The sequence below is a fragment of the Chryseobacterium sp. CBSDS_008 genome, assembly GCF_049959325.1.
Lineage (GTDB): Bacteria > Bacteroidota > Bacteroidia > Flavobacteriales > Weeksellaceae > Chryseobacterium.
In genome coordinates this window covers 3,811,587-3,835,913 of the sequence record NZ_CP188202.1, presented here as the reverse complement: position 1 = coordinate 3,835,913, position 24,327 = coordinate 3,811,587, and the positions used below count along the sequence as shown (strand labels likewise).

Here is a 24,327-nt window from a genome sequence, read left to right as displayed (position 1 = left end):
TCTTTTGATTATATTTTGAAGAAAGCTAACCATGAAAATATATTTAAGTTCCTTTGTAATAAGCCTTATCATTATGCTGATCTCCACAGTAGTCACATATAATTTTGTTGATTATCTGGATCCACCTCTTACAGAAGACGAACATCGTTATATGCCTACCGAAAATATTGTAAAATCTTTATTTCTGAATTTTATTTTGGGAGCAGCCGTTTTTATTTTTGCCGTGAGAATACAGAGGGAAAAATAAAAGAATAATGATGCTGTCATGATAAAATAAAAACCGCTATTCAAAAAGGCAGCGGTTTTATATTTTGAAAAGACTTCACTCTTAAGCTTTTGTATCAGGAGTAAACACCCGTTGAGACAATTCCTGATCAAAAAGGTACAGTGCTGATGGATTATCGCATACCATTTTGATTTTAGTTACGTATTGAGAAGCGCTTGCTTCTTCTTCTACCTGCTCATTGATAAACCACTGCAGGAATGATGTTGTTGCAAAATCACCTTCTTCATTTGCATTTTTTACAATATTGAAAATACTTTTAGTTACAACTTTCTCATGCGCTAATGCTTTCTCAAAAATATCTGTTGCATTTTCGAACTCATGCGGAGGTTTTGGAATTTCTCCGATGATAATTTCCCCTCCGACATCATTCAGATAATCAAACATTTTATCGGCATGCATCAATTCTTCTTTGCTTTGTACTCTGAAATAGTTGGCAATTCCATCCAGATCTTTTCCTGAAAACCATGCAGACATTGAAAGATAATATTGAGCGGCATATTGTTCGTGGGCAATTTGTTCGTTAATTAATTTTGCAATTTTTTCGCTAACCATAAGTATAAATTTATAGTCAAAAATAGGGAATAAAAGCCCAAAATCAAAGGTTTTAAAGAAAATTAATACAAAAAGGATGGAAAAACATCCATCCTTAATACATTAAAAAACTAAAATTACAAACTGTTATTTTGCTTCAGCAGTTCCTGTATTCATTGGCTTTTTCATCATTTTTCTTTCTTTCATACCCATTTTAATTTTTTCTGCTTTTGCTTTTCTGTCAGCCTGCCATTTATCATATTGATCAGGAGTAAGAATTTTTTTCATATCAGCATCCATTTGTGCTCTTTTGGCCTGCATTTCCTGCATTTTAGCTTGTCTGTCACCTTTATTTTTCTCGAACTCAGCTTTCCTTTCAGCATTTTTTTTATCCTGAAGATCTTTTATCTGAGCTACCTGAGATTGGTTCAGGTTAAGGTCTTTTTGCAATTCTGCAAGACGTTCCTGTTGTTTCTGCTCCATTTTCTGCTTCATTTCAACAGCTCTTGCCTGTCTGTCTTGTGGAGTTGTTGTCTGCTGTGCCATTGCAAAGCTTCCCATTCCGATAAATGCTATTGCTAAAACTAATTTTTTCATCTTTTTTAAAATTTAATTAATTGTTATTTTGTTATATATCTTTTTGATAATGAATTAAAACAGAAGTTAAATTAACAAATTCATAAATAACGTTAAATTTTAATAAAAATAAATTAATAAAATAACAAAAAAAGGACAGATTATAAAAACCTGCCCTTCACACCACTTAAATATAATATATGAAAATTAATTCCTTACTAAGCTGCCTCTAAAGCCCCCTCCATTGTTACCATGGCTCTCCTGTTTCGGAGCAGACCTTTCTCTGAATCCTCCGCCGTTATTTCCTCTGAAGCCGCCATTATCTTCTCTCTTAGGAGCTTCTCTTCTTACTTCACTGTTTCCTCTAAAACCCCCTCCATTACTATTCCTAAAGCCTCCGTTTTCGACATTTCGTCTGTTGCCTCCATTATCAGAATTTCCTCTGAAACCGCCACCATTGCTGTTTCTGAAACCTCCGTTATTGTCACTATTTCCGGTATTTACACCATTACTGCTTCTAAAACCTCCATTATTATCACGATAGCTTCCTGATCTTTCTGTGGTTCGTGTATTTCTGAAACCGTTGTCTGATCTGCTGTCTCTTCTGATAATATCAAAAGTAGGATTATCCATTCTGCGGAATCTTGATCTGTCTACTCTGTAAATATTGATATTGATATTTCTATATCTTGGCATTACAGCATATCTCGGTACATAATATGATCTTCTGTAATTCTGGAAATATACGATGGGGCTGGAACCTCTGTAGTAGTTATTCTGAAAAACCACAAACACTCTTGGCCCTAAGATTCTTTCCAGTGCATAAAACCTGTCATAGTACCATCTGTCCGGATTATATCTGTAGAAATTATTCCATGCCGTAAAACTTGCATACAGATTATTAAGTCTCATAATCTGATCTACCTGCCATCTGCTTAATCTGTTCTGTACGAAAAATCCGTTCCAGTCGATATTAATAATACTTCCTCTGTAGTCGTTATAATAGCTTTGGTAGTAATTACTTGGATAATAATCCTGAGGATAATTGTAATAATAATCATCAGGAAAATAATTTCTGTCATCTTCATCGCTGTAATAGCCTCCACCATTCTGATAATAACCATCATCATCCCAACCATTATTCGGATACTGCTGCGCAGACGTCAAAACGCCTAACCCAAAAGCTAATCCCAAAAATATTTTTTTCATTTCTATAGTTGTTAATTGGTTAAAATATAGCAGAATATCTTAATTCTATCTTTTTGATATAAATAAAAAAAAGAAGTTAAATCCTAAGATCAAACTTCTTTTAAAATATTATTAACTAACTGATAATCAAGTGTTAAATTTATACTCTTCCACTATCTTTTATCCAATGAGCAATTTTTTCATTGAAAGATTTCTTTTCCTTCAGGTCTTCCAGTTTTATATGCATTCTGTAACGCCAGTAATGTGGAAAAACTGCAGGATTGTTAATTCTTTCATTGTCAGTTTTATTATTGGTAAGCTCTGCATCTGTTGCCAGGAACTCCTGAATGGGGAAAATAGCCAGCATAGCCTCATTATACAGATGTTGTTTCATAATTATCCCGGCAAGATGTGGATTAAGATCTTCGGGAGCCTTTCCATACTGTATCAGCTGTTGATTGTAATATTTCTGTGTAAGTACAGGATCTTCTTTCCACCATTGCCTCAACGTTGAGCTGTCATGGGAAGAAGCTGTCACTACATTCATATAATCTGCTGTCCTGGGATTATAGAAAGGAATATTTTCAGAAGGCATCCGCTGTACTTTCAGGGCTATTATGGCTAATTCATCCATTACAACCGGTACACATGCAGGGACCATACCAAGATCTTCTCCGCAGATCAGCATTTTGGTCGCATTCAGAATTACCGGAAGCTTTTCCATTGCTTTTTCATACCAAAGGTGATCCTGTCGTCTAAAGAAGTAGTCATGATACAAGTCATAAATATTTTTCTGATCCGATTCCGGAAGGTATTTGTAAGATTCTGTATTGTATACATTGAATCTCGGATGATAAACCGTTTTGCCGTTTCTTTCTTCCGTTAAAAATAGAACATTGGCGCATAAAGCAATTAATTTTTCTTCAAGCGGACCGTATGATTTTTTATTAAAAAAATCAGCGAGCTTTCTCTGGGTATCAAATTCTTCTTTGAATGTATAGGTACCGTCTTCATTACGATCCATAAACTCAAGAGCCTTTTCACTTTCTTCTCCAAAATAGTCCCATAAGATATTATTGTTGATAAAAGGCTTACAATACCTGTCAAAATTGAACGGAATCTGCCAGGCCTTAAATTCATCAGGAACGATAGGAACAGCAGGATAAAAATATCCTAAAATTCCCTGTACAGCAGAAACAGGCATTCTCCATATTCTGAAAAACCCCAGGATATGATCAATTCTCATCGCATCAAAATATTGTTCCAGTGCTTTGAATCTGTTTTTCCACCATCTGTAATCGTCTGCTTTCATAGCTTCCCAATTGTAAGTTGGGAACTCCCAGTTCTGCCCCAGTTCTGTAAACTGATCCGGTGGTGCCCCGGCCTGAAAATCCATTCCGAATAATTCCGGCTCTGTCCATGCTTCCACAGAATATCTGTAAATACCAATCGGAAGATCTCCCTTCAACGAAACTCCCAGGTTATGGGTATACTCTACTGCATCTTTGAGTTGTATGTGTAATTGATACTGTACCCATGCATGAAGCATTGAGATATCATAATCTTTACTTTTTGTGGTAAAAAACTGAGAGATCTTTCCTGCAATATATTTTTTGTGAGTTTTCCACTCGTTGAAATTGGGTGTTTTATACTTATCTCTCAAAACACAAAATGCTGAATAGGGAACAAGCCAATATTCATTATCCTTGATGAATTTTTTAAAGTTTCTGTCTTTATAAATCTTGTCCTTTTCCTTATTGAAAACAGCCGTAAGATATTTCCATTTACCTTCGATCATTTTTTCATAATCAATCAGATCTAAATTGTTTAACTGCTCTTTTTCAGACATATATTCTTCCACTAATTCTTTCGGTAAAGAATAATCAAGGTTTTCCAAAGAGATATATTGTGGATGCAGAGCGTAAACCGATACTGCAGCGTAGGGATAGGAATCTGTCCAGGAATAATTTGCTGTTGTATCATTGATCGGAAGAATCTGAATGATACCCAGGTTGGTTTCTTTTGTCCAATCTGCCAGCTTTTTAATATCAGCAAATTCCCCTACTCCGAATCCGTCTTCACTTCTCAAAGAGAATACCGGAACCGCCACTCCGGCATCATGATACATCTGATATCCTTTAAATTTAAAATAATGATTGGAAACAATCTGCAGCACATCACTCAACGGATTCGCAACTGTAAATCTGTTTTCTCCGGTTTCTACATCAATAACCCTGTTTTCTTTGGTATCGTAAATACAATACTTAAATTGGATAAATTCATTTTCAGGAATCTCAACAGAAGCTTCCCACATTCCAAAATCAGTCTGATGCAAATGAACAACCTTATCATAATTCCAGTGTCCCAAGGATGCTGTACTTCCAAAAAGAACAATTTTCCAGTCCGGATTATAAATAGGGGCTTCTATCCTGAATAAATGCGTATGCTTTTTTAAGACCGTTATTTTCTCGGGAACAAAATCATGCAGCTTATTGTAAAGAATTTTGTTGTTTAAATAATTCTCAGGAAAGTTTTTGTTATTCCATTCGTCAAAAATTATAAATTCCTTATAATTGTGCGGAAAATTGAGATGATGCGAAACGAATTCTTCTCTTAAGACATTTCCTTTTTCATTTATCACCCGGTACTGATAAGAAATAGATTTTGAGAAATAGTCTACTTCACATTTCCACAACCCATTCTCTGCATAAAACATAGTATGGATATGTAAGGCATTCTCATCTTCACCAAACACCAGCTGCAAATTTTCTCCGGCCTTTACAATATATCCTACATTAAAGTATAGTTTCATCTATATTTTTTTATAAAAGTACATTTTAATATCGAAAAATAAAACTTATTGAATATCAAATAATCATTAAAAAACCTTCTCAAAATAATTTGAAAAGGTCTCTATATTCTGAGTAATAGCACTCTATTATCTTGTTACAAGAATCTTTTTATTAAATATTACTTTTCCTGATTCTTCAGCAATATTTACAATATAAGCTCCGGTCAGTAATCCTTTAAGATATACTTTTTCATCTAATGATCCATCTTTAACTGATAAATTCTGAGTCATTACATTTTTACCTGCCATATCAAAAATATTCAGTTTAATAGTACCTTTTATATTGTTAATAATATGAACGTTGATATAATGGTCATCAACTTTTGTTGGGTAAATATCAAGATTACTGGTCAGAGTGTTTAAAGTCGAAGATTTATCATTCACAAAATACTTACTTGCCAAATCATAAATATGCAGTCCCTTTTCACCTGGAAGTTCTTTTGCCTGCAATGTTATCAGATTTAACTCGTATAGAGCTCCTCCTTTTGCACTCGCTATTACAACTTTTCCCTGAGCATTTACTGCAGAACCATTCACAGAATAGTTGTCAGGAATACCTGCAATCTTACCAATAAATTTAGCTTTTAATTCTTTAGTCAGAACTTTGAAAACATTTCCTGAAGCTGCAAAAACGTAGAAGTTGTTCTCTGCATCAGCAATCATATCTCCTCCAAATCCAGTTTCCATTGCGGTAAATGAATTTCGGGCATTCGAAGCATCATCTTTAATGATACCCAGATCATTTACAACGTATTCTCTACCTTCTTTACTGATTTGCAAAAACTGTGTTCCTGCGTTATTTATAGCATAAATTTTCCCGTTGTATCCGGTTGCCATTCTGGTAATATGAGAATTAATATCACATGATGATACCCTTGCTATATTATTTTCTACTAAAGTAATCTCGTTTGTCTGTGAATTCAAAACATAGATATTTGAAGAAAACATAGGCATATATACCAGGTTATTATTCGAAGAATCATAGGCCAGGGCAGCTAAAGTTACTGCCTGAGAATTGCTGTAAGAATTTCTGTCTTCCGCTACTACATCTTTTCTGGTTTGTGAAAATACTTTTGCTGATGAATCAGCTGTAAAAAATTTTTCTCCTGAAGTTCCGTTAGTTCCATCAATTGCGCGAAAATCATTGAAGGTAATACTTTGAGTATCTTTTCCTGTAATTGCAAATAAATCCTGTTGTGCTTGTGCATTTACACCTAAAAACAGTAAAAATAAAGGAAATAAATGTTTTTTCATACTATATATTTTTAGATTCGTAATCATTTTAATAGTACTAAGTTACATAATTTTTGAATTAAAAATAAAAAATCCCTGCTATTTGAATAAAATTTAAATAGAAACACTTGAGAGATGACTCATGATGAATGATAAATAACCTTTCTTTATATTCACTAGCAGCGACTATCATCCTGAGCGAAGCCGAAGAAAGCCCGCTCTCATCAAAAGCTCCATTACCACCTGGCTTGTAGCCCAAACTTATAATTGAGTTAATCCTATTAACCGAAGAAAAATAATAAGTACAATAATGCCAGTAAAGAATGGAAGCTGGAGGCTGGAAGCGGGAAGAAGATGGATGTATGAGCCTGGATTATTCATTACTCATTACCCATTGCCCATTAAGTTGAGCGGTTTGGGTTGGGTATAAGCCAAAAAAAATCCTTTATCATTTAAGATAAAGGATTTTAAAAATAAAATAAAAACTGGCGGCGGCCTACTCTCCCGCGTTAGCAGTACCATCGGCGCTGGTGGGCTTAACTTCTGTGTTCGGAATGGGAACAGGTGAGCCCCACCGCTAAAACCACCCTAAAGAAGGTATATAAGATATCAGAGGCTGGATTTCAGATTTCAGACTTTAAGTCTGCTATCTGAGGTCTTATACCTGACATCTGGTTTATCGATAAAAACTTTCACAAAGACAAAACCTTCAATGCACATAAAGCACCTGGTTTAATAGTAACCATAGACTATAAATCTACGGGTAATTAGTACTACTTGGCTATGACATTACTGTCTTTACACCTATAGCCTATCAACGTCGTCATCTACAACGACCCTTAAAAGATGTCTCATCTTGAGGCGAGTTTCGCACTTATATGCTTTCAGTGCTTATCTCTTCCAAACGTAGCTACTCAGCGGTGCACCTGGCGGTACAACTGATACACCAGAGGTTTGTTCAATTCGGTCCTCTCGTACTAGAATCAAGCCCTCTCAAACATCTAACGCCCGCAATAGATAGAGACCGAACTGTCTCACGACGTTCTGAACCCAGCTCGCGTGCCACTTTAATGGGCGAACAGCCCAACCCTTGGGACCTTCTCCAGCCCCAGGATGTGACGAGCCGACATCGAGGTGCCGAACCTCCCCGTCGATGTGAGCTCTTGGGGGAGACTAGCCTGTTATCCCCGGAGTACCTTTTATCCTATGAGCGATGGCCCTTCCATACGGAACCACCGGATCACTATGTCCTGCTTTCGCACCTGATCGACTTGTAGGTCTCACAGTCAAGCACCCTTATGCCATTACACTCTACGCACGGTTACCAAGCGTGCTGAGGGTACCTTTGAAAGCCTCCGTTACTCTTTTGGAGGCGACCACCCCAGTCAAACTACCCACCACGCAATGTCCTTCTGAAAGAAGTTAGGCTCCAAGTAAGTAAAGGGTGGTATTTCAACGTTGGCTCCACAAACACTAGCGTGCCTGCTTCAAAGCCTCCCACCTATCCTACACATTACTTACTCAAAGTCAATACGAAGTTATAGTAAAGGTTCACAGGGTCTTTTCGTCCCATTGCGGGTAATCGGCATCTTCACCGATACTACAATTTCACCGAGCTCGTGGCTGAGACAGTGCCCAGATCGTTACACCATTCGTGCAGGTCGGAACTTACCCGACAAGGAATTTCGCTACCTTAGGACCGTTATAGTTACGGCCGCCGTTTACTGGGGCTTCAGTCAATGCCTTCGATTTAACTCTAAGCACCTTCCTTAACCTTCCAGCACCGGGCAGGTGTCAGACCCTATACAGCATCTTTCGATTTAGCAGAGTCCTGTGTTTTTGATAAACAGTCGCCTGGGCCTCTTCACTGCGGCCACCATTGCTGATGGCGTCTCTTCTTCCGAAGTTACGAGACTATTTTGCCTAGTTCCTTAGCCACGACTCACTCGAGCACCTTAGGATTCTCTCCTCGACCACCTGTGTCGGTTTTGGTACGGGTTGCTTCACTTCGGCTTTTCTTGGATCAGATTACACTACAGCAGCTTCGCCCGAAGGCTAGGCCTTGACTATTCCGTCAGTCTTTAGCAGCTACATCCAACCGTCCCCTTTTTAGTGTGAGCAAGTATGGGAATATTAACCCATTGTCCATCCACTACCCCTCTCGGGTTCGCGTTAGGTCCCGACTAACCCTCAGCTGATTAGCATGGCTGAGGAAGCCTTGGTCTTTCGGTGAGCAGGTTTCTCGCCTGCTTTATCGTTACTTATGCCTACATTTTCTTTTCTATCCGCTCCACAATACCTCACGATACTGCTTCGGCGCAAATAGAATGCTCTCCTACCAGATATATTTTAAATATAAATCCATAGCTTCGGTAATATGTTTATGCCCGATTATTATCCATGCCGGACCGCTCGACTAGTGAGCTGTTACGCACTCTTTAAATGAATGGCTGCTTCCAAGCCAACATCCTAGCTGTCAATGCAGTCCAACCGCGTTGTTTCAACTTAACATATATTTTGGGACCTTAGCTGTTGGTCTGGGTTCTTTCCCTCTCGGACATGGACCTTAGCACCCATGCCCTCACTGCCGCAGAACATTTATTAGCATTCGGAGTTTGTCAGGAATTGGTAGGCGATGAAACCCCCGCATCCAATCAGTAGCTCTACCTCTAATAAACTTTGTTGCGACGCTGCACCTAAATGCATTTCGGAGAGTACGAGCTATCTCCCAGTTTGATTGGCCTTTCACCCCTACCCACAGGTCATCCGAAGACTTTTCAACGTCAACCGGTTCGGTCCTCCACTCTGTGTTACCAGAGCTTCAACCTGCCCATGGGTAGATCACAAGGTTTCGCGTCTAATCCTACTAACTATGCGCCCTATTCAGACTCGCTTTCGCTCCGGCTCCGGTACTTAATACCTTAACCTCGCTAGTAAAATTAACTCGTAGGCTCATTATGCAAAAGGCACGCCGTCACAGCTTTACGCTGCTCCGACCGCTTGTAGGCGTACGGTTTCAGGTTCTATTTCACCCTTCTATTCGAAGTGCTTTTCACCTTTCCTTCACAGTACTTGTTCACTATCGGTCTTTCAGGAGTATTTAGCCTTGGAGGATGGTCCCCCCATATTCAGACAGGATTTCACGTGTCCCGCCCTACTCATTTATCATCAAAATATGCCTTTCATATACAGGGCTATCACCTTCTACGGCTGTTCTTTCCAGAACATTCTATTAAACATATAACGACTTTTGGGCTAATCCGCTTTCGCTCGCCACTACTTACGGAATCTCTTCGATTTCTTTTCCTCCGGGTACTTAGATGTTTCAGTTCTCCGGGTTTGCTCCTCCTAAGAGGTGACATATCTTCAATATGCCGGGTTGCCCCATTCGGACATCTGCGGATCTATTCGTGTGTGCCAATCCCCGCAGCTTTTCGCAGCTTACCACGTCCTTCTTCGCCTCTGAAAGCCTAGGCATCCGCCATACGCCCTTAACGATTTCTTTCCTATTGGTTACTCAAGCGCTTTATGCGCTCGGTTTTCTCTTTGTGATGTCTTTACCGTTAATGTCAATGATCTTAATGTCTTTCTTTTGGTTTAGTAAACAATTGTTGTTTTTGGCTCCAATCGTCACTTTCAAACTAAACCTCCAAAACTGTGGAGAATAAGGGAGTCGAACCCTTGACCTCCTGCGTGCAAGGCAGGCGCTCTAGCCAGCTGAGCTAATTCCCCCTCTAGTTGAGTGGGTGAGTGAAGGTCTTAGAGCGTTTGAGCCTTAAACCCTTATACTCTAATACTATCAAACTCCTGTACTCAAAATTAGTAGTCTCGGGCAGGCTCGAACTGCCGACCTCTACATTATCAGTGTAGCGCTCTAACCAGCTGAGCTACGAGACTTCATTATTAATTTTAAATTTTAAATTGAAAATTTTAAATGATTATTTAAATCTAAAATCTATAATTTATAATCTAAAATCTCTCTATCCCTTTACTAATTTCTAGTGGGTTTTGTATTTTTTAATATAACCAACCAAACAAAAAACTAAAGCTTTACTTTAAGTAAGTACTTGTATCTTGCGATACTAATTTTGTTTATCGTCCTAAAAGACGCTCTAAAATGAGATGTTCCAGCCGCACCTTCCGGTACGGCTACCTTGTTACGACTTAGCCCTAGTTACCTGTTTTACCCTAGGCAGCTCCTGTTACGGTCACCGACTTCAGGTACCCCAGACTTCCATGGCTTGACGGGCGGTGTGTACAAGGCCCGGGAACGTATTCACCGCGCCATGGCTGATGCGCGATTACTAGCGATTCCAGCTTCATAGAGTCGAGTTGCAGACTCCAATCCGAACTGAGACCGGCTTTCGAGATTTGCATCACATCGCTGTGTAGCTGCCCTCTGTACCGGCCATTGTATTACGTGTGTGGCCCAAGGCGTAAGGGCCGTGATGATTTGACGTCATCCCCACCTTCCTCTCTACTTGCGTAGGCAGTCTCACTAGAGTCCCCAACTTAATGATGGCAACTAGTGACAGGGGTTGCGCTCGTTGCAGGACTTAACCTAACACCTCACGGCACGAGCTGACGACAACCATGCAGCACCTTGAAAAATGTCCGAAGAAAAGTCTATTTCTAAACCTGTCATTTCCCATTTAAGCCTTGGTAAGGTTCCTCGCGTATCATCGAATTAAACCACATAATCCACCGCTTGTGCGGGCCCCCGTCAATTCCTTTGAGTTTCATTCTTGCGAACGTACTCCCCAGGTGGCTAACTTATCACTTTCGCTTAGTCTCTGAACCATAAAGCCCAAAAACGAGTTAGCATCGTTTACGGCGTGGACTACCAGGGTATCTAATCCTGTTCGCTCCCCACGCTTTCGTCCATCAGCGTCAGTTGTTGCTTAGTAACCTGCCTTCGCAATTGGTGTTCTAAGTAATATCTATGCATTTCACCGCTACACTACTTATTCCAGCTACTTCAACAACACTCAAGACCCGCAGTATCAATGGCAGTTTCACAGTTAAGCTGTGAGATTTCACCACTGACTTACGAGTCCGCCTACGGACCCTTTAAACCCAATAAATCCGGATAACGCTTGCACCCTCCGTATTACCGCGGCTGCTGGCACGGAGTTAGCCGGTGCTTATTCGTATAGTACCTTCAGCCAGATACACGTATCTGGGTTTATCCCTATACAAAAGAAGTTTACAACCCATAGGGCCGTCGTCCTTCACGCGGGATGGCTGGATCAGGCTCGCACCCATTGTCCAATATTCCTCACTGCTGCCTCCCGTAGGAGTCTGGTCCGTGTCTCAGTACCAGTGTGGGGGATCACCCTCTCAGGCCCCCTAAAGATCGCAGACTTGGTGAGCCGTTACCTCACCAACTATCTAATCTTGCGCGTGCCCATCTCTATCCACCGGAGTTTTCAATATCAAGTGATGCCACTTAATATATTATGGGGTATTAATCTTCCTTTCGAAAGGCTATCCCCCTGATAAAGGCAGGTTGCACACGTGTTCCGCACCCGTACGCCGCTCTCAAGTCTCCGAAGAGACTCTACCGCTCGGCTTGCATGTGTTAGGCCTCCCGCTAGCGTTCATCCTGAGCCAGGATCAAACTCTCCATTGTATGTTTGTCTGACTCACTCAAAGTTTTTTAACGCTTTAGTTTTTCCTTACTTGGTTGTTATATTGTATGTCAATGATCTTTTTATCTTTCGCTTTTCAACGAAGCACTCTTCTCTGTCAGTGGCGCTCCGCATTTGCGAGTGCAAAAGTAAAACTTTATTTTGATTTGACCAAATGTCCTGAAAGAAAATTTTAAAGTTTTTTAAGTAACCTTAACCCCTTCCATAACCCTCAATCGCTCTCTACTCCTGCGCTCCCTGTTTGGGACTGCAAAGATACAAACTCTTTTTTAACCCGCAACTTTTTTTGTGAAAAGTTTTTGATGTTTTTTTCGTCTGTTTCTTTTTGGAAGTAATATCGTCTCTGCCTATCTAAAGGCTCTTCTGCGCTACCGAATCTCTCTCGTTTTTCAGTGGGGCAAAGATAGCAACTTCTTACAACGCAAAACAAATTTATTTAACTTAAAAAATACAAAGTGGATAACTATATTTCTATATATTTGTTATTCAGATAATTAATTACAATTTATACTTATCCACAATGCTTACTTATAAATGTATATGATTAAAATAAAATACATAAATTTCTGATGGATTGAAAAACATTAAGTAATTACTTATGTAGACACTAACCCAGCCTCTCAAAACAAGCAAAGATTTTATAGAATATAATTGAAAATATATTAAACTATAAATCTATTGGGTAATAAGATTCAAACGTGAATTGATTGAAGATAAATTATAAACATTATAGAATGTACTAGCAATGCAGCACTTTATATCATGTACAAAAATACAAGCAAGTCTCTAAGAGAGGTATGATTCGGGATGCGAGCTAGTTTCGGAACTTTAAGTATTCGCATTTTTATCTTCAATAGGACCGGGCAATCATCCTGAGCGAAGCCGAAGAAAGCCCGCTCTCATCAAAAGCTCCATTACCACCTGGCTTGTAGTCGAAGCCATTGAAGGAGAAAATAAAGCCATCAAAGAATCGGCAGAAGGAAAAGATATAGAATGTATAGAAGTTTTTGAAAACGGAGACTCCCGGAAACAGCTTCTGGCAAGAAGCCGGTATCTGCTTTATAAAAGTCACAGTAAATGGAGTGAATCTCAAAGAAAGAGAGCTGATCTTCTTTTCAGGGAATATTCTGATCTGGAAAAAGCATATCAATTGACTGATGGACTTAGGAAAACTTATAACCAACATATTTCAAAACCTGCAGCAATGACTAAGCTGGCACACTGGTTCAAAGAGGTGGAAGAGTCAGGATTTACTTCTTTTGAGACTCTTAGAAAGACCATAATAAATCATTATAGAGATATTCTGAATTACTTTGATCAAAGAAGCACCAACGCGGCGGCTGAATCTTTCAATGCGAAAATAAAGAACTTTAGGATGCAGCTCAGAGGCGTAAAAGACAGAACATTTTTTCTCTTCAGATTAACCAAACTTTTTGCTTAGTCCCCAACTTGTGCGCTTGATCCATAATAAGGTTTAAAGGACTTAAATAGCACCATAAGTTAAAGATAATTTAGGTTTCGGATATGAATATTCACATTCTGTATCTTCAGCACATTATTTATATGGAATGAGAACAAACCATACTCCTGCCTTTTAGCCGAAGCCAGCCTGTTTTATCAAACACATAATCATTATATGCATAATCATCTGTGTCAATCTGTGCCATCTGTGGTTAAAAATAAAAACAATTCAGCAGGAACGGGCTGTAGCCAAACTTATAATTGGGTTAATCCTATTAACCGAAGAAAAATAATAAGTACAATAATGCCAGTAAAGAATGGAAGCTGGAAGAAGATGGATGTATGAGCCTGGATTATTCATTACTCATTACCCATTGCCCATTAAGTTGGGGGTTTGGGTTGAGTATAAGCCAAAAAAAATCCTTTATCACTTAAGATAAAGGATTTTAAAAATAAAATAAAAACTGGCGGCGGCCTACTCTCCCGCGTTAGCAGTACCATCGGCGCTGGTGGGCTTAACTTCTGTGTTCGGAATGGGAACAGGTGAGCCCCACCGCTAAAACCACCCTAAAGAAGGTATATAAGATATCAGAGGCTGGATTTCAGATTTCAGACTTTAAGTCTGCTATCTGAGGTCTTATACCTGACATCTGGTTTATCGATAAAAACTTTCACAAAGACAAAACCTTCAATGCACATAAAGCACCTGGTTTAATAGTAACCATAGACTATAAATCTACGGGTAATTAGTACTACTTGGCTATGACATTACTGTCTTTACACCTATAGCCTATCAACGTCGTCATCTACAACGACCCTTAAAAGATGTCTCATCTTGAGGCGAGTTTCGCACTTATATGCTTTCAGTGCTTATCTCTTCCAAACGTAGCTACTCAGCGGTGCACCTGGCGGTACAACTGATACACCAGAGGTTTGTTCAATTCGGTCCTCTCGTACTAGAATCAAGCCCTCTCAAACATCTAACGCCCGCAATAGATAGAGACCGAACTGTCTCACGACGTTCTGAACCCAGCTCGCGTGCCACTTTAATGGGCGAACAGCCCAACCCTTGGGACCTTCTCCAGCCCCAGGATGTGACGAGCCGACATCGAGGTGCCGAACCTCCCCGTCGATGTGAGCTCTTGGGGGAGACTAGCCTGTTATCCCCGGAGTACCTTTTATCCTATGAGCGATGGCCCTTCCATACGGAACCACCGGATCACTATGTCCTGCTTTCGCACCTGATCGACTTGTAGGTCTCACAGTCAAGCACCCTTATGCCATTACACTCTACGCACGGTTACCAAGCGTGCTGAGGGTACCTTTGAAAGCCTCCGTTACTCTTTTGGAGGCGACCACCCCAGTCAAACTACCCACCACGCAATGTCCTTCTGAAAGAAGTTAGGCTCCAAGTAAGTAAAGGGTGGTATTTCAACGTTGGCTCCACAAACACTAGCGTGCCTGCTTCAAAGCCTCCCACCTATCCTACACATTACTTACTCAAAGTCAATACGAAGTTATAGTAAAGGTTCACAGGGTCTTTTCGTCCCATTGCGGGTAATCGGCATCTTCACCGATACTACAATTTCACCGAGCTCGTGGCTGAGACAGTGCCCAGATCGTTACACCATTCGTGCAGGTCGGAACTTACCCGACAAGGAATTTCGCTACCTTAGGACCGTTATAGTTACGGCCGCCGTTTACTGGGGCTTCAGTCAATGCCTTCGATTTAACTCTAAGCACCTTCCTTAACCTTCCAGCACCGGGCAGGTGTCAGACCCTATACAGCATCTTTCGATTTAGCAGAGTCCTGTGTTTTTGATAAACAGTCGCCTGGGCCTCTTCACTGCGGCCACCATTGCTGATGGCGTCTCTTCTTCCGAAGTTACGAGACTATTTTGCCTAGTTCCTTAGCCACGACTCACTCGAGCACCTTAGGATTCTCTCCTCGACCACCTGTGTCGGTTTTGGTACGGGTTGCTTCACTTCGGCTTTTCTTGGATCAGATTACACTACAGCAGCTTCGCCCGAAGGCTAGGCCTTGACTATTCCGTCAGTCTTTAGCAGCTACATCCAACCGTCCCCTTTTTAGTGTGAGCAAGTATGGGAATATTAACCCATTGTCCATCCACTACCCCTCTCGGGTTCGCGTTAGGTCCCGACTAACCCTCAGCTGATTAGCATGGCTGAGGAAGCCTTGGTCTTTCGGTGAGCAGGTTTCTCGCCTGCTTTATCGTTACTTATGCCTACATTTTCTTTTCTATCCGCTCCACAATACCTCACGATACTGCTTCGGCGCAAATAGAATGCTCTCCTACCAGATATATTTTAAATATAAATCCATAGCTTCGGTAATATGTTTATGCCCGATTATTATCCATGCCGGACCGCTCGACTAGTGAGCTGTTACGCACTCTTTAAATGAATGGCTGCTTCCAAGCCAACATCCTAGCTGTCAATGCAGTCCAACCGCGTTGTTTCAACTTAACATATATTTTGGGACCTTAGCTGTTGGTCTGGGTTCTTTCCCTCTCGGACATGGACCTTAGCACCCATGCCCTCACTGCCGCAGAACATTTATTAGCATTCGGAGTTTGTCAGGAATTGGTAGGCGATGAAACCCCCGCATCCAATCAGTAGCTCTACCTCTAATAAACTTTGTTGCGACGCTGCACCTAAATGCATTTCGGAGAGTACGAGCTATCTCCCAGTTTGATTGGCCTTTCACCCCTACCCACAGGTCATCCGAAGACTTTTCAACGTCAACCGGTTCGGTCCTCCACTCTGTGTTACCAGAGCTTCAACCTGCCCATGGGTAGATCACAAGGTTTCGCGTCTAATCCTACTAACTATGCGCCCTATTCAGACTCGCTTTCGCTCCGGCTCCGGTACTTAATACCTTAACCTCGCTAGTAAAATTAACTCGTAGGCTCATTATGCAAAAGGCACGCCGTCACAGCTTTACGCTGCTCCGACCGCTTGTAGGCGTACGGTTTCAGGTTCTATTTCACCCTTCTATTCGAAGTGCTTTTCACCTTTCCTTCACAGTACTTGTTCACTATCGGTCTTTCAGGAGTATTTAGCCTTGGAGGATGGTCCCCCCATATTCAGACAGGATTTCACGTGTCCCGCCCTACTCATTTATCATCAAAATATGCCTTTCATATACAGGGCTATCACCTTCTACGGCTGTTCTTTCCAGAACATTCTATTAAACATATAACGACTTTTGGGCTAATCCGCTTTCGCTCGCCACTACTTACGGAATCTCTTCGATTTCTTTTCCTCCGGGTACTTAGATGTTTCAGTTCTCCGGGTTTGCTCCTCCTAAGAGGTGACATATCTTCAATATGCCGGGTTGCCCCATTCGGACATCTGCGGATCTATTCGTGTGTGCCAATCCCCGCAGCTTTTCGCAGCTTACCACGTCCTTCTTCGCCTCTGAAAGCCTAGGCATCCGCCATACGCCCTTAACGATTTCTTTCCTATTGGTTACTCAAGCGCTTTATGCGCTCGGTTTTCTCTTTGTGATGTCTTTACCGTTAATGTCAATGATCTTAATGTCTTTCTTTTGGTTTAGTAAACAATTGTTGTTTTTGGCTCCAATCGTCACTTTCAAACTAAACCTCCAAAACTGTGGAGAATAAGGGAGTCGAACCCTTGACCTCCTGCGTGCAAGGCAGGCGCTCTAGCCAGCTGAGCTAATTCCCCCTCTAGTTGAGTGGGTGAGTGAAGGTCTTAGAGCGTTTGAGCCTTAAACCCTTATACTCTAATACTATCAAACTCCTGTACTCAAAATTAGTAGTCTCGGGCAGGCTCGAACTGCCGACCTCTACATTATCAGTGTAGCGCTCTAACCAGCTGAGCTACGAGACTTCATTATTAATTTTAAATTTTAAATTGAAAATTTTAAATGATTATTTAAATCTAAAATCTATAATTTATAATCTAAAATCTCTCTATCCCTTTACTAATTTCTAGTGGGTTTTGTATTTTTTAATATAACCAACCAAACAAAAAACTAAAGCTTTACTTTAAGTAAGTACTTGTATCTTGCGATACTAATTTTGTTTATCGTCCTAAAAGACGCTCTAAAATGAGATGTTCCAGCCGCACCTTCCGGTACGGCTACCTTGTTACGACTTAGCCCTAGTTACCTGTTTTACCCTAGGCAGCTCCTGTTACGGTCACCGACTTCAGGTACCCCAGACTTCCATGGCTTGACGGGCGGTGTGTACAAGGCCCGGGAACGTATTCACCGCGCCATGGCTGATGCGCGATTACTAGCGATTCCAGCTTCATAGAGTCGAGTTGCAGACTCCAATCCGAACTGAGACCGGCTTTCGAGATTTGCATCACATCGCTGTGTAGCTGCCCTCTGTACCGGCCATTGTATTACGTGTGTGGCCCAAGGCGTAAGGGCCGTGATGATTTGACGTCATCCCCACCTTCCTCTCTACTTGCGTAGGCAGTCTCACTAGAGTCCCCAACTTAATGATGGCAACTAGTGACAGGGGTTGCGCTCGTTGCAGGACTTAACCTAACACCTCACGGCACGAGCTGACGACAACCATGCAGCACCTTGAAAAATGTCCGAAGAAAAGTCTATTTCTAAACCTGTCATTTCCCATTTAAGCCTTGGTAAGGTTCCTCGCGTATCATCGAATTAAACCACATAATCCACCGCTTGTGCGGGCCCCCGTCAATTCCTTTGAGTTTCATTCTTGCGAACGTACTCCCCAGGTGGCTAACTTATCACTTTCGCTTAGTCTCTGAACCATAAAGCCCAAAAACGAGTTAGCATCGTTTACGGCGTGGACTACCAGGGTATCTAATCCTGTTCGCTCCCCACGCTTTCGTCCATCAGCGTCAGTTGTTGCTTAGTAACCTGCCTTCGCAATTGGTGTTCTAAGTAATATCTATGCATTTCACCGCTACACTACTTATTCCAGCTACTTCAACAACACTCAAGACCCGCAGTATCAATGGCAGTTTCACAGTTAAGCTGTGAGATTTCACCACTGACTTACGAGTCCGCCTACGGACCCTTTAAACCCAATAAATCCGGATAACGCTTGCACCCTCCGTATTACCGCGGCTGCTGGCACGGAGTTAGCCGGTGCTTATTCGTATAGTACCTTCAGCCAGATACACGTATCTGGGTTTATCCCTATACAAAAGAAGTTTACAACCCATAGGGCCGTCGTCCTTCACGCGGGATGGCTGGATCAGGCTCGCACCCATTGTCCAATATTCCTCACTGCTGCCTCCCGTAGGAGTCTGGTCCGTGTCTCAGTACCAGTGTGGGGGATCACCCTCTCAGGCCCCCTAAAGATCGCAGACTTGGTGAGCCGTTACCTCACCAACTATCTAATCTTGCGCGTGCCCATCTCTATCCACCGGAGTTTTCAATATCAAGTGATGCCACTTAATATATTATGGGGTATTAATCTTCCTTTCGAAAGGCTATCCCCCTGATAAAGGCAGGTTGCACACGTGTTCCGCACCCGTACGCCGCTCTCAAGTCTCCGAAGAGACTCTACCGCTCGGCTTGCATGTGTTAGGCCTCCCGCTAGCGTTCATCCTGAGCCAGGATCAAACTCTCCATTGTATGTTTGTCTGACTCACTCAAAGTTTTTTAACGCTTTAGTTTTTCCTTACTTGGTTGTTATATTGTATGTCAATGATCTTTTTATCTTTCGCTTTTCAACGAAGCACTCTTCTCTGTCAGTGGCGCTCCGCATTTGCGAGTGCAAAAGTAAAACTTTATTTTGATTTGACCAAATGTCCTGAAAGAAAATTTTAAAGTTTTTTAAGTAACCTTAACCCCTTCCATAACCCTCAATCGCTCTCTACTCCTGCGCTCCCTGTTTGGGACTGCAAAGATACAAACTCTTTTTTAACCCGCAACTTTTTTTGTGAAAAGTTTTTGATGTTTTTTTCGTCTGTTTCTTTTTGGAAGTAATATCGTCTCTGCCTATCTAAAGGCTCTTCTGCGCTACCGAATCTCTCTCGTTTTTCAGTGGGGCAAAGATAGCAACTTCTTACAACGCAAAACAAATTTATTTAACTTAAATTTCATATTCCCTTCATATGGAACCCTAACCAGCTGAAATAAAGTGAGAAAAATTTTAAACATTTGTTTGGAATGGGAGGATGGTGGGTAACAGGGTATGAGAGTGGGAGCGTTGGAGAGAGTTGTGATGGGAATAGGTTATAGCTGACAGGTTATGGGTTATGGGTAATTACATTATATTATTATATATGATTACGTCTAATCATAAATTGGTCACATAATTGCGAAAACAGGGTCTCGATCCTCTTTCTCTGTTTTTTGAACAAATAAAATTGAGGTCTGTAATCTTTCTGATTCAGTCTTCTAGGCGCTTCTAATTCTATATTTGCATAATTGAACAAATCAATTTGAATTTCAGATGACAAATATCCTTTGTCTCCGAGTAATGTACAATCTGATAATTGCTCTTTAATATCTTTTAAATAGTGAATGTCGTGAACAGAGGCTGGACTTAAATCTATACTTTGAAAAATACCACTTATGGAACAAACCGCATGAAGTTTGTAACCATAAAAATGCATTTGCTCAGAGGCACAAAAACCTCTGTTTGGATAACAATATTCAGCATCTTTACAAATTTTCGAGGTGTGGCTTCTGGAAAGTTTGCAAACTTCTACAGGCATACTATCAATGATGAAGAACTTCTCATATTCATTAAAACTTATGGCTAGTTTCATTCGTATTTCATTAATCTTAGTAGCCAATCTACGTTTGCGCCGATTGTAGACACTTCGATCTATTTTTTGCCCAATTGTATCGGGAATATGTCGAAAAAGATGATTTTCACTATCAATACCCATAAATTCAGCGGTTAAGGCAAGACTAATCAATTCCAAATCCTTTAACTTGGGAACTCGTCTTTGATAAGACAGTAGATTCTCATTTGATATTTTTCGTAAAACTTCCAAAATTCTTTCGTAATTTGCATTCAAGTTGTTCATTGTAAATGTTTTATTGCTAATACATTTTACTGATTTTCAATCAAATGAACAACTTTTTCTCTTTTAATTCATAATGCACAACGGGTATGAATATATGCTTTAACAATATAGGGTTGGGGTAAAGCCTAGAGGGCGGGTGTTTTTGGGGGAGACCGGGATTGCTTCGTAAACCGGCGTTTGCAGCCTGGCTGGGTATGCTCAGGAGGACAGCCCGCTCTTATTGGATGTTTTTGTTGTGATGGATATAGGATGATATGGGTTTCCCGCAGATCACACGGATTTTCACAGATATAATGTATATAATAGAGGTATATAAAAAGAGAAAGCCTTTTTGAGGAGAACCGGATGAAGCTTGCTCCTACTTGTTTTTAATGAACCACAGATTACACAGATGTTCACAGATGATGATGGATATATACAAGCTTTTTAATGTAAAAGGATAAACCTCCTTATAAATATAAAAAACTGATGATGATACAGAATGGGGATATTCCAGAACCCGGAAACCGAACCCGGGAACTTCATCATTCATCAATTATCATTCATCAATTATCGTTCATCAATTATCATTCATCAATTATCAACAGCTTCTTCCCTAGCCCTGATAGGAATGGTACCCCGCAGATTGCGGTGGGGTGTTGGAGGATGAGAGGGTTTGAGAGATGGAGGAGTAAGGAATATAGAGAAAGAATCTGAATCTGACCCCGGATATATTTTCCGGAGTATATAAAAACATTCCGTAAGAATCCTAATAATATAAGTGACTCCTACGGAATGGGATAAAACGAAGTTATATTTTTAGTTAAGAACGTATGATGTTCCGTCTCTTCCGTCTTTTAATTCGATTCCTTCTGCAAGCAGTTTGTCTCTGATCTGGTCTGAAAGCTCGAAATTTTTTGATTTTCTTGCCTGATTTCTCAATTCGATCAATACTTTTAAGGTCTGATCCAGCTTTTCATTGTTGTTTTCCTCTACAGTTTGCAATCCTAAAACATCAAAGATAAAGGCATTGAGTGTAGTTTTTAAATCTTCAAGATCCGCCGTTGAGATTGTTTCTTTACCATCGTTTAAAGCAAAGATGTATTTCACTGCTTCAAACAGGTGGGCAATCAGGATTGGCGAATTGAAGTCGTCTGTTAAAGCTTCATATGCTTTATCTTTCCATTCTTTCAGGCTAAAACCGGATTGTTTTGTATCGTCAGGAGTAATAGAATTCAATATTTTTACAGCTTCCATTAATCTGATGAATCCTTTTTCACTGGCCATCATCGCATCGTTTGAAATATCCAGAACACTTCTGTAATGTGCCTGCAGGAAGCAGAAACGTACGATTGAAGGATGGAAAGGTTTTTCAAAGAAGTCATTGTCTCCGGTAACCAACTGCATTGGAAGAATGTAATTCCCTGTAGATTTACTCATACGCTGAGAATTCATCGTCAGCATATTGGCATGCATCCAGTAATTCACCGGTGCTGCATCGTTGCAAGCTTTTCCTTGTGCAATTTCACATTCGTGGTGTGGGAATTTAAGATCCATTCCTCCTCCATGGATATCGAATGTTTCACCCAGATATTTCGTGCTCATTGCAGTACATTCAAGGTGCCATCCCGGAAAACCTTCTCCCCAAGGGGAATTCCATCTCATGATGTGAGCCGGAGATGCTTTTTTCCACAATGCAAAATCCTGTGGGTTTTTCTTTTCTCCCTGCCCGTCCAGGTCTCTGGTATTGGCAAAAAGTTCTTCTATATTACGTTTTGAAAGTTCGCCATAGTTCAATCCTCTTCTATTGTATTCCAATACATCAAAGTACACTGAACCGTTGCTTTCGTAAGCGAAACCTCTTTCAATCAGCTTTTGAGTTAATTCGATCTGCTCTACAATGTGTCCTGTAGCGGTAGGTTCGATATTGGGTGGCAGCAGATTGAACATATCCAGTACTTTGTGGAAGTCTACGGTATACTTCTGTACAATTTCCATAGGCTCCAGTTTTTCAAGTCTGGTCTGCTTTACGAATCTGTCGTTATCTACATTTCCATCGTCGGTAAGATGTCCCGCATCAGTAATATTTCTTACATATCTTACTTTATATCCCAAATGCATCAGGGTACGGTAGATAAAATCGAAAGAAAGGAAAGTTCTTACATTTCCCAAATGCACATTGCTGTATACAGTAGGTCCGCAGACATACATTCCGACATTTCCTTCTAAGATAGGTTTGAATATTTCTTTTTCTGCTGTAAGCGAGTTATATATTTTTAATTGCATTTATTTTTAAGTTAAAAGATTTAATAATTGTAAAGATTCAAAATGAGTTAAAAAATACTTTTGTCACAACAAATAATTGTCGTGATAAAAATTTTATCTGAAACTTTTTTAAATTTTATCATAATTAAATCGCTTTTAAATGATGCTGCAGATGATCTACATAATCATTGATAATAAACTCCAACGTATACACCCGAGGTTCTGTTTTCGTAGTATCGCAGGCTCTTTGCAATGCTTCATCGGGAATATTTTCAACTACATGAACGATCTGATAGTTCAAAGACTTCCACAGGTCAATAAGATCTGAGATAGGAACATTCTGATAATCCTGTGCTTTTACCCAGAAATTCTGGTCATAAACAATATTCTCGTTTTCTTTATATTGGGTTACAACAAATCTACGGATATTTGTAAAAGCACTGTCACAAAGATGACCAATAATTTCTTTTTTAGACCATTTTTCCGAAGAACTTTTATATGACCATTCTTCTTCAGGGATATTTTGCAATCTTTGAAGCTCGTTGTCAATAATATTTTTAAGGATTTGGTAGTTCATTATTTAATAATCCAGTTTTGCATGACTTCCTACGTAATGTAAGAACTCCTGTCTTGTAATAGGGTTTGTTCTGAAAATACCACTTAATTCTGCAGTAATGGTAGAACTTGCGGTATCTTTTATTCCTCTGCAGTTGACACAAAGGTGTTTTGCATCAATGATACAAGCTACATCTTTTGTTCCTAAAGCTTCTTTCAAAGCGTCCACAATCTGCATCGTAAGTCTTTCCTGAACCTGTGGTCTTTTTGCATAGTAATCAACAATTCTGTTAATTTTTGAAAGACCAATTACTTCTCCATTGGAAATATAAGCAACATGGGCTCTTCCAATGATGGGTAAAAAGTGATGTTCACAGAATGAATATACAGTGATGTCCTTTTCCACCAACATCTGGCGGTATTTATATTTATTGGAGAAAGTGGAAATTCCCGGTTTGTTTTCAGGAAGAAGCCCTCCGAAAATTTCATTCACATACATTTTGGCAACACGTCTTGGAGAGTCTTTCAGAGAATCATCGGTCATATCCATTCCCAGCGTTTCCATAATCTCACCGAAAAGCTCAGTAATTTTTTCAATTTTTTCCTGTGGCGATTTATCAAAAGCATCTTTCCTTATAGGCGTATGTTCTTTTCCAGTGAAAATATCATCGTCGTTATCAGTAAAATCAACCATTTTTATTTAATTTGCAGCAAAAATACGGATAATATCTTTT

At 40.3% G+C, this 24,327-nt stretch carries 10 protein-coding genes, 4 tRNA genes, 6 rRNA genes and 1 pseudogene; 2 read left to right on the top strand and 19 right to left on the bottom strand.

Annotation, left to right across the window (positions count from 1 at the left end; all coding sequences use genetic code 11):
* Positions 1-31 precede the first annotated feature (31 nt).
* A complete protein-coding gene (locus ACP3T3_RS17370) occupies positions 32-247 on the top strand; it encodes a hypothetical protein (protein ID WP_426477028.1) in 216 nt (71 codons plus the stop codon).
* Between the two features lie 81 nt (positions 248-328).
* Here ACP3T3_RS17370 and ACP3T3_RS17365 read toward each other — a convergent pair whose 3' ends face one another.
* The 10 genes from ACP3T3_RS17365 to ACP3T3_RS17320 form a co-directional block, all read right to left on the bottom strand.
* A complete protein-coding gene (locus ACP3T3_RS17365; RefSeq protein ID WP_426477027.1) occupies positions 329-838 on the bottom strand; it encodes a ferritin in 510 nt (169 codons plus the stop codon).
* Positions 839-964: 126 nt separating this feature from the next.
* Complete coding sequence (locus ACP3T3_RS17360) at positions 965-1,414, bottom strand: hypothetical protein (protein ID WP_426477026.1); 450 nt, start codon at positions 1,412-1,414, stop codon at positions 965-967.
* A 186-nt stretch (positions 1,415-1,600) separates the two neighbouring features.
* Complete coding sequence (locus ACP3T3_RS17355; RefSeq protein WP_426477025.1) at positions 1,601-2,602, bottom strand: hypothetical protein; 1,002 nt, start codon at positions 2,600-2,602, stop codon at positions 1,601-1,603.
* A gap of 139 nt (positions 2,603-2,741) precedes the next feature.
* Entirely contained in the window at positions 2,742-5,393 is a 2,652-nt protein-coding gene (locus ACP3T3_RS17350; protein ID WP_426477024.1) for a 4-alpha-glucanotransferase, read from the bottom strand.
* Positions 5,394-5,519: 126 nt separating this feature from the next.
* A complete protein-coding gene (locus ACP3T3_RS17345; protein ID WP_426477023.1) occupies positions 5,520-6,686 on the bottom strand; it encodes a T9SS type A sorting domain-containing protein in 1,167 nt (388 codons plus the stop codon).
* Between the two features lie 462 nt (positions 6,687-7,148).
* Positions 7,149-7,256, bottom strand: a 5S ribosomal RNA gene (gene rrf, locus ACP3T3_RS17340).
* 156 nt (positions 7,257-7,412) lie between these two features.
* Positions 7,413-10,170 (bottom strand): 23S ribosomal RNA (locus ACP3T3_RS17335).
* A gap of 153 nt (positions 10,171-10,323) precedes the next feature.
* Positions 10,324-10,397: transfer RNA gene (locus tag ACP3T3_RS17330), tRNA-Ala, on the bottom strand.
* A 91-nt stretch (positions 10,398-10,488) separates the two neighbouring features.
* Positions 10,489-10,562, bottom strand: a tRNA-Ile gene (locus ACP3T3_RS17325).
* A 218-nt stretch (positions 10,563-10,780) separates the two neighbouring features.
* Positions 10,781-12,297 (bottom strand): 16S ribosomal RNA (locus tag ACP3T3_RS17320).
* An 872-nt stretch (positions 12,298-13,169) separates the two neighbouring features.
* Here ACP3T3_RS17320 and ACP3T3_RS17315 point away from each other — a divergent pair.
* Complete coding sequence (locus ACP3T3_RS17315) at positions 13,170-13,757, top strand: ISL3 family transposase (RefSeq protein WP_426479984.1); 588 nt, start codon at positions 13,170-13,172, stop codon at positions 13,755-13,757.
* 482 nt (positions 13,758-14,239) lie between these two features.
* On the opposite strand, the gene rrf (ACP3T3_RS17310) is transcribed toward ACP3T3_RS17315, so the two are convergent.
* From rrf (ACP3T3_RS17310) to folE, 9 genes and pseudogenes are all read right to left on the bottom strand, one after another.
* Positions 14,240-14,347: ribosomal RNA gene (gene rrf / locus ACP3T3_RS17310) — 5S ribosomal RNA — on the bottom strand.
* Between the two features lie 156 nt (positions 14,348-14,503).
* Positions 14,504-17,261, bottom strand: a 23S ribosomal RNA gene (locus ACP3T3_RS17305).
* Positions 17,262-17,414: 153 nt separating this feature from the next.
* Positions 17,415-17,488 (bottom strand) — tRNA-Ala (locus ACP3T3_RS17300).
* A gap of 91 nt (positions 17,489-17,579) precedes the next feature.
* Positions 17,580-17,653 (bottom strand) — tRNA-Ile (locus tag ACP3T3_RS17295).
* Between the two features lie 218 nt (positions 17,654-17,871).
* Positions 17,872-19,388 (bottom strand): 16S ribosomal RNA (locus tag ACP3T3_RS17290).
* Together the 16S, 23S and 5S rRNA genes with 4 tRNA genes alongside form the textbook arrangement of a ribosomal RNA operon.
* Before the next feature lie 653 nt (positions 19,389-20,041).
* Positions 20,042-20,794: pseudogene (locus tag ACP3T3_RS17285) on the bottom strand (IS982 family transposase); the annotation flags it as partial.
* 798 nt (positions 20,795-21,592) lie between these two features.
* Positions 21,593-23,059: a cysteine--tRNA ligase gene (gene cysS / locus ACP3T3_RS17280; protein ID WP_426477022.1), complete on the bottom strand. Its 1,467-nt coding sequence runs from the start codon at positions 23,057-23,059 to the stop codon at positions 21,593-21,595.
* 124 nt (positions 23,060-23,183) lie between these two features.
* Positions 23,184-23,615, bottom strand: coding sequence for a DinB family protein (locus tag ACP3T3_RS17275; protein ID WP_426477021.1), 432 nt, complete (start codon positions 23,613-23,615; stop codon positions 23,184-23,186).
* A 3-nt stretch (positions 23,616-23,618) separates the two neighbouring features.
* Positions 23,619-24,287, bottom strand: coding sequence for a GTP cyclohydrolase I FolE (gene folE / locus ACP3T3_RS17270; protein WP_047376638.1), 669 nt, complete (start codon positions 24,285-24,287; stop codon positions 23,619-23,621).
* Positions 24,288-24,327: the final 40 nt, after the last annotated feature.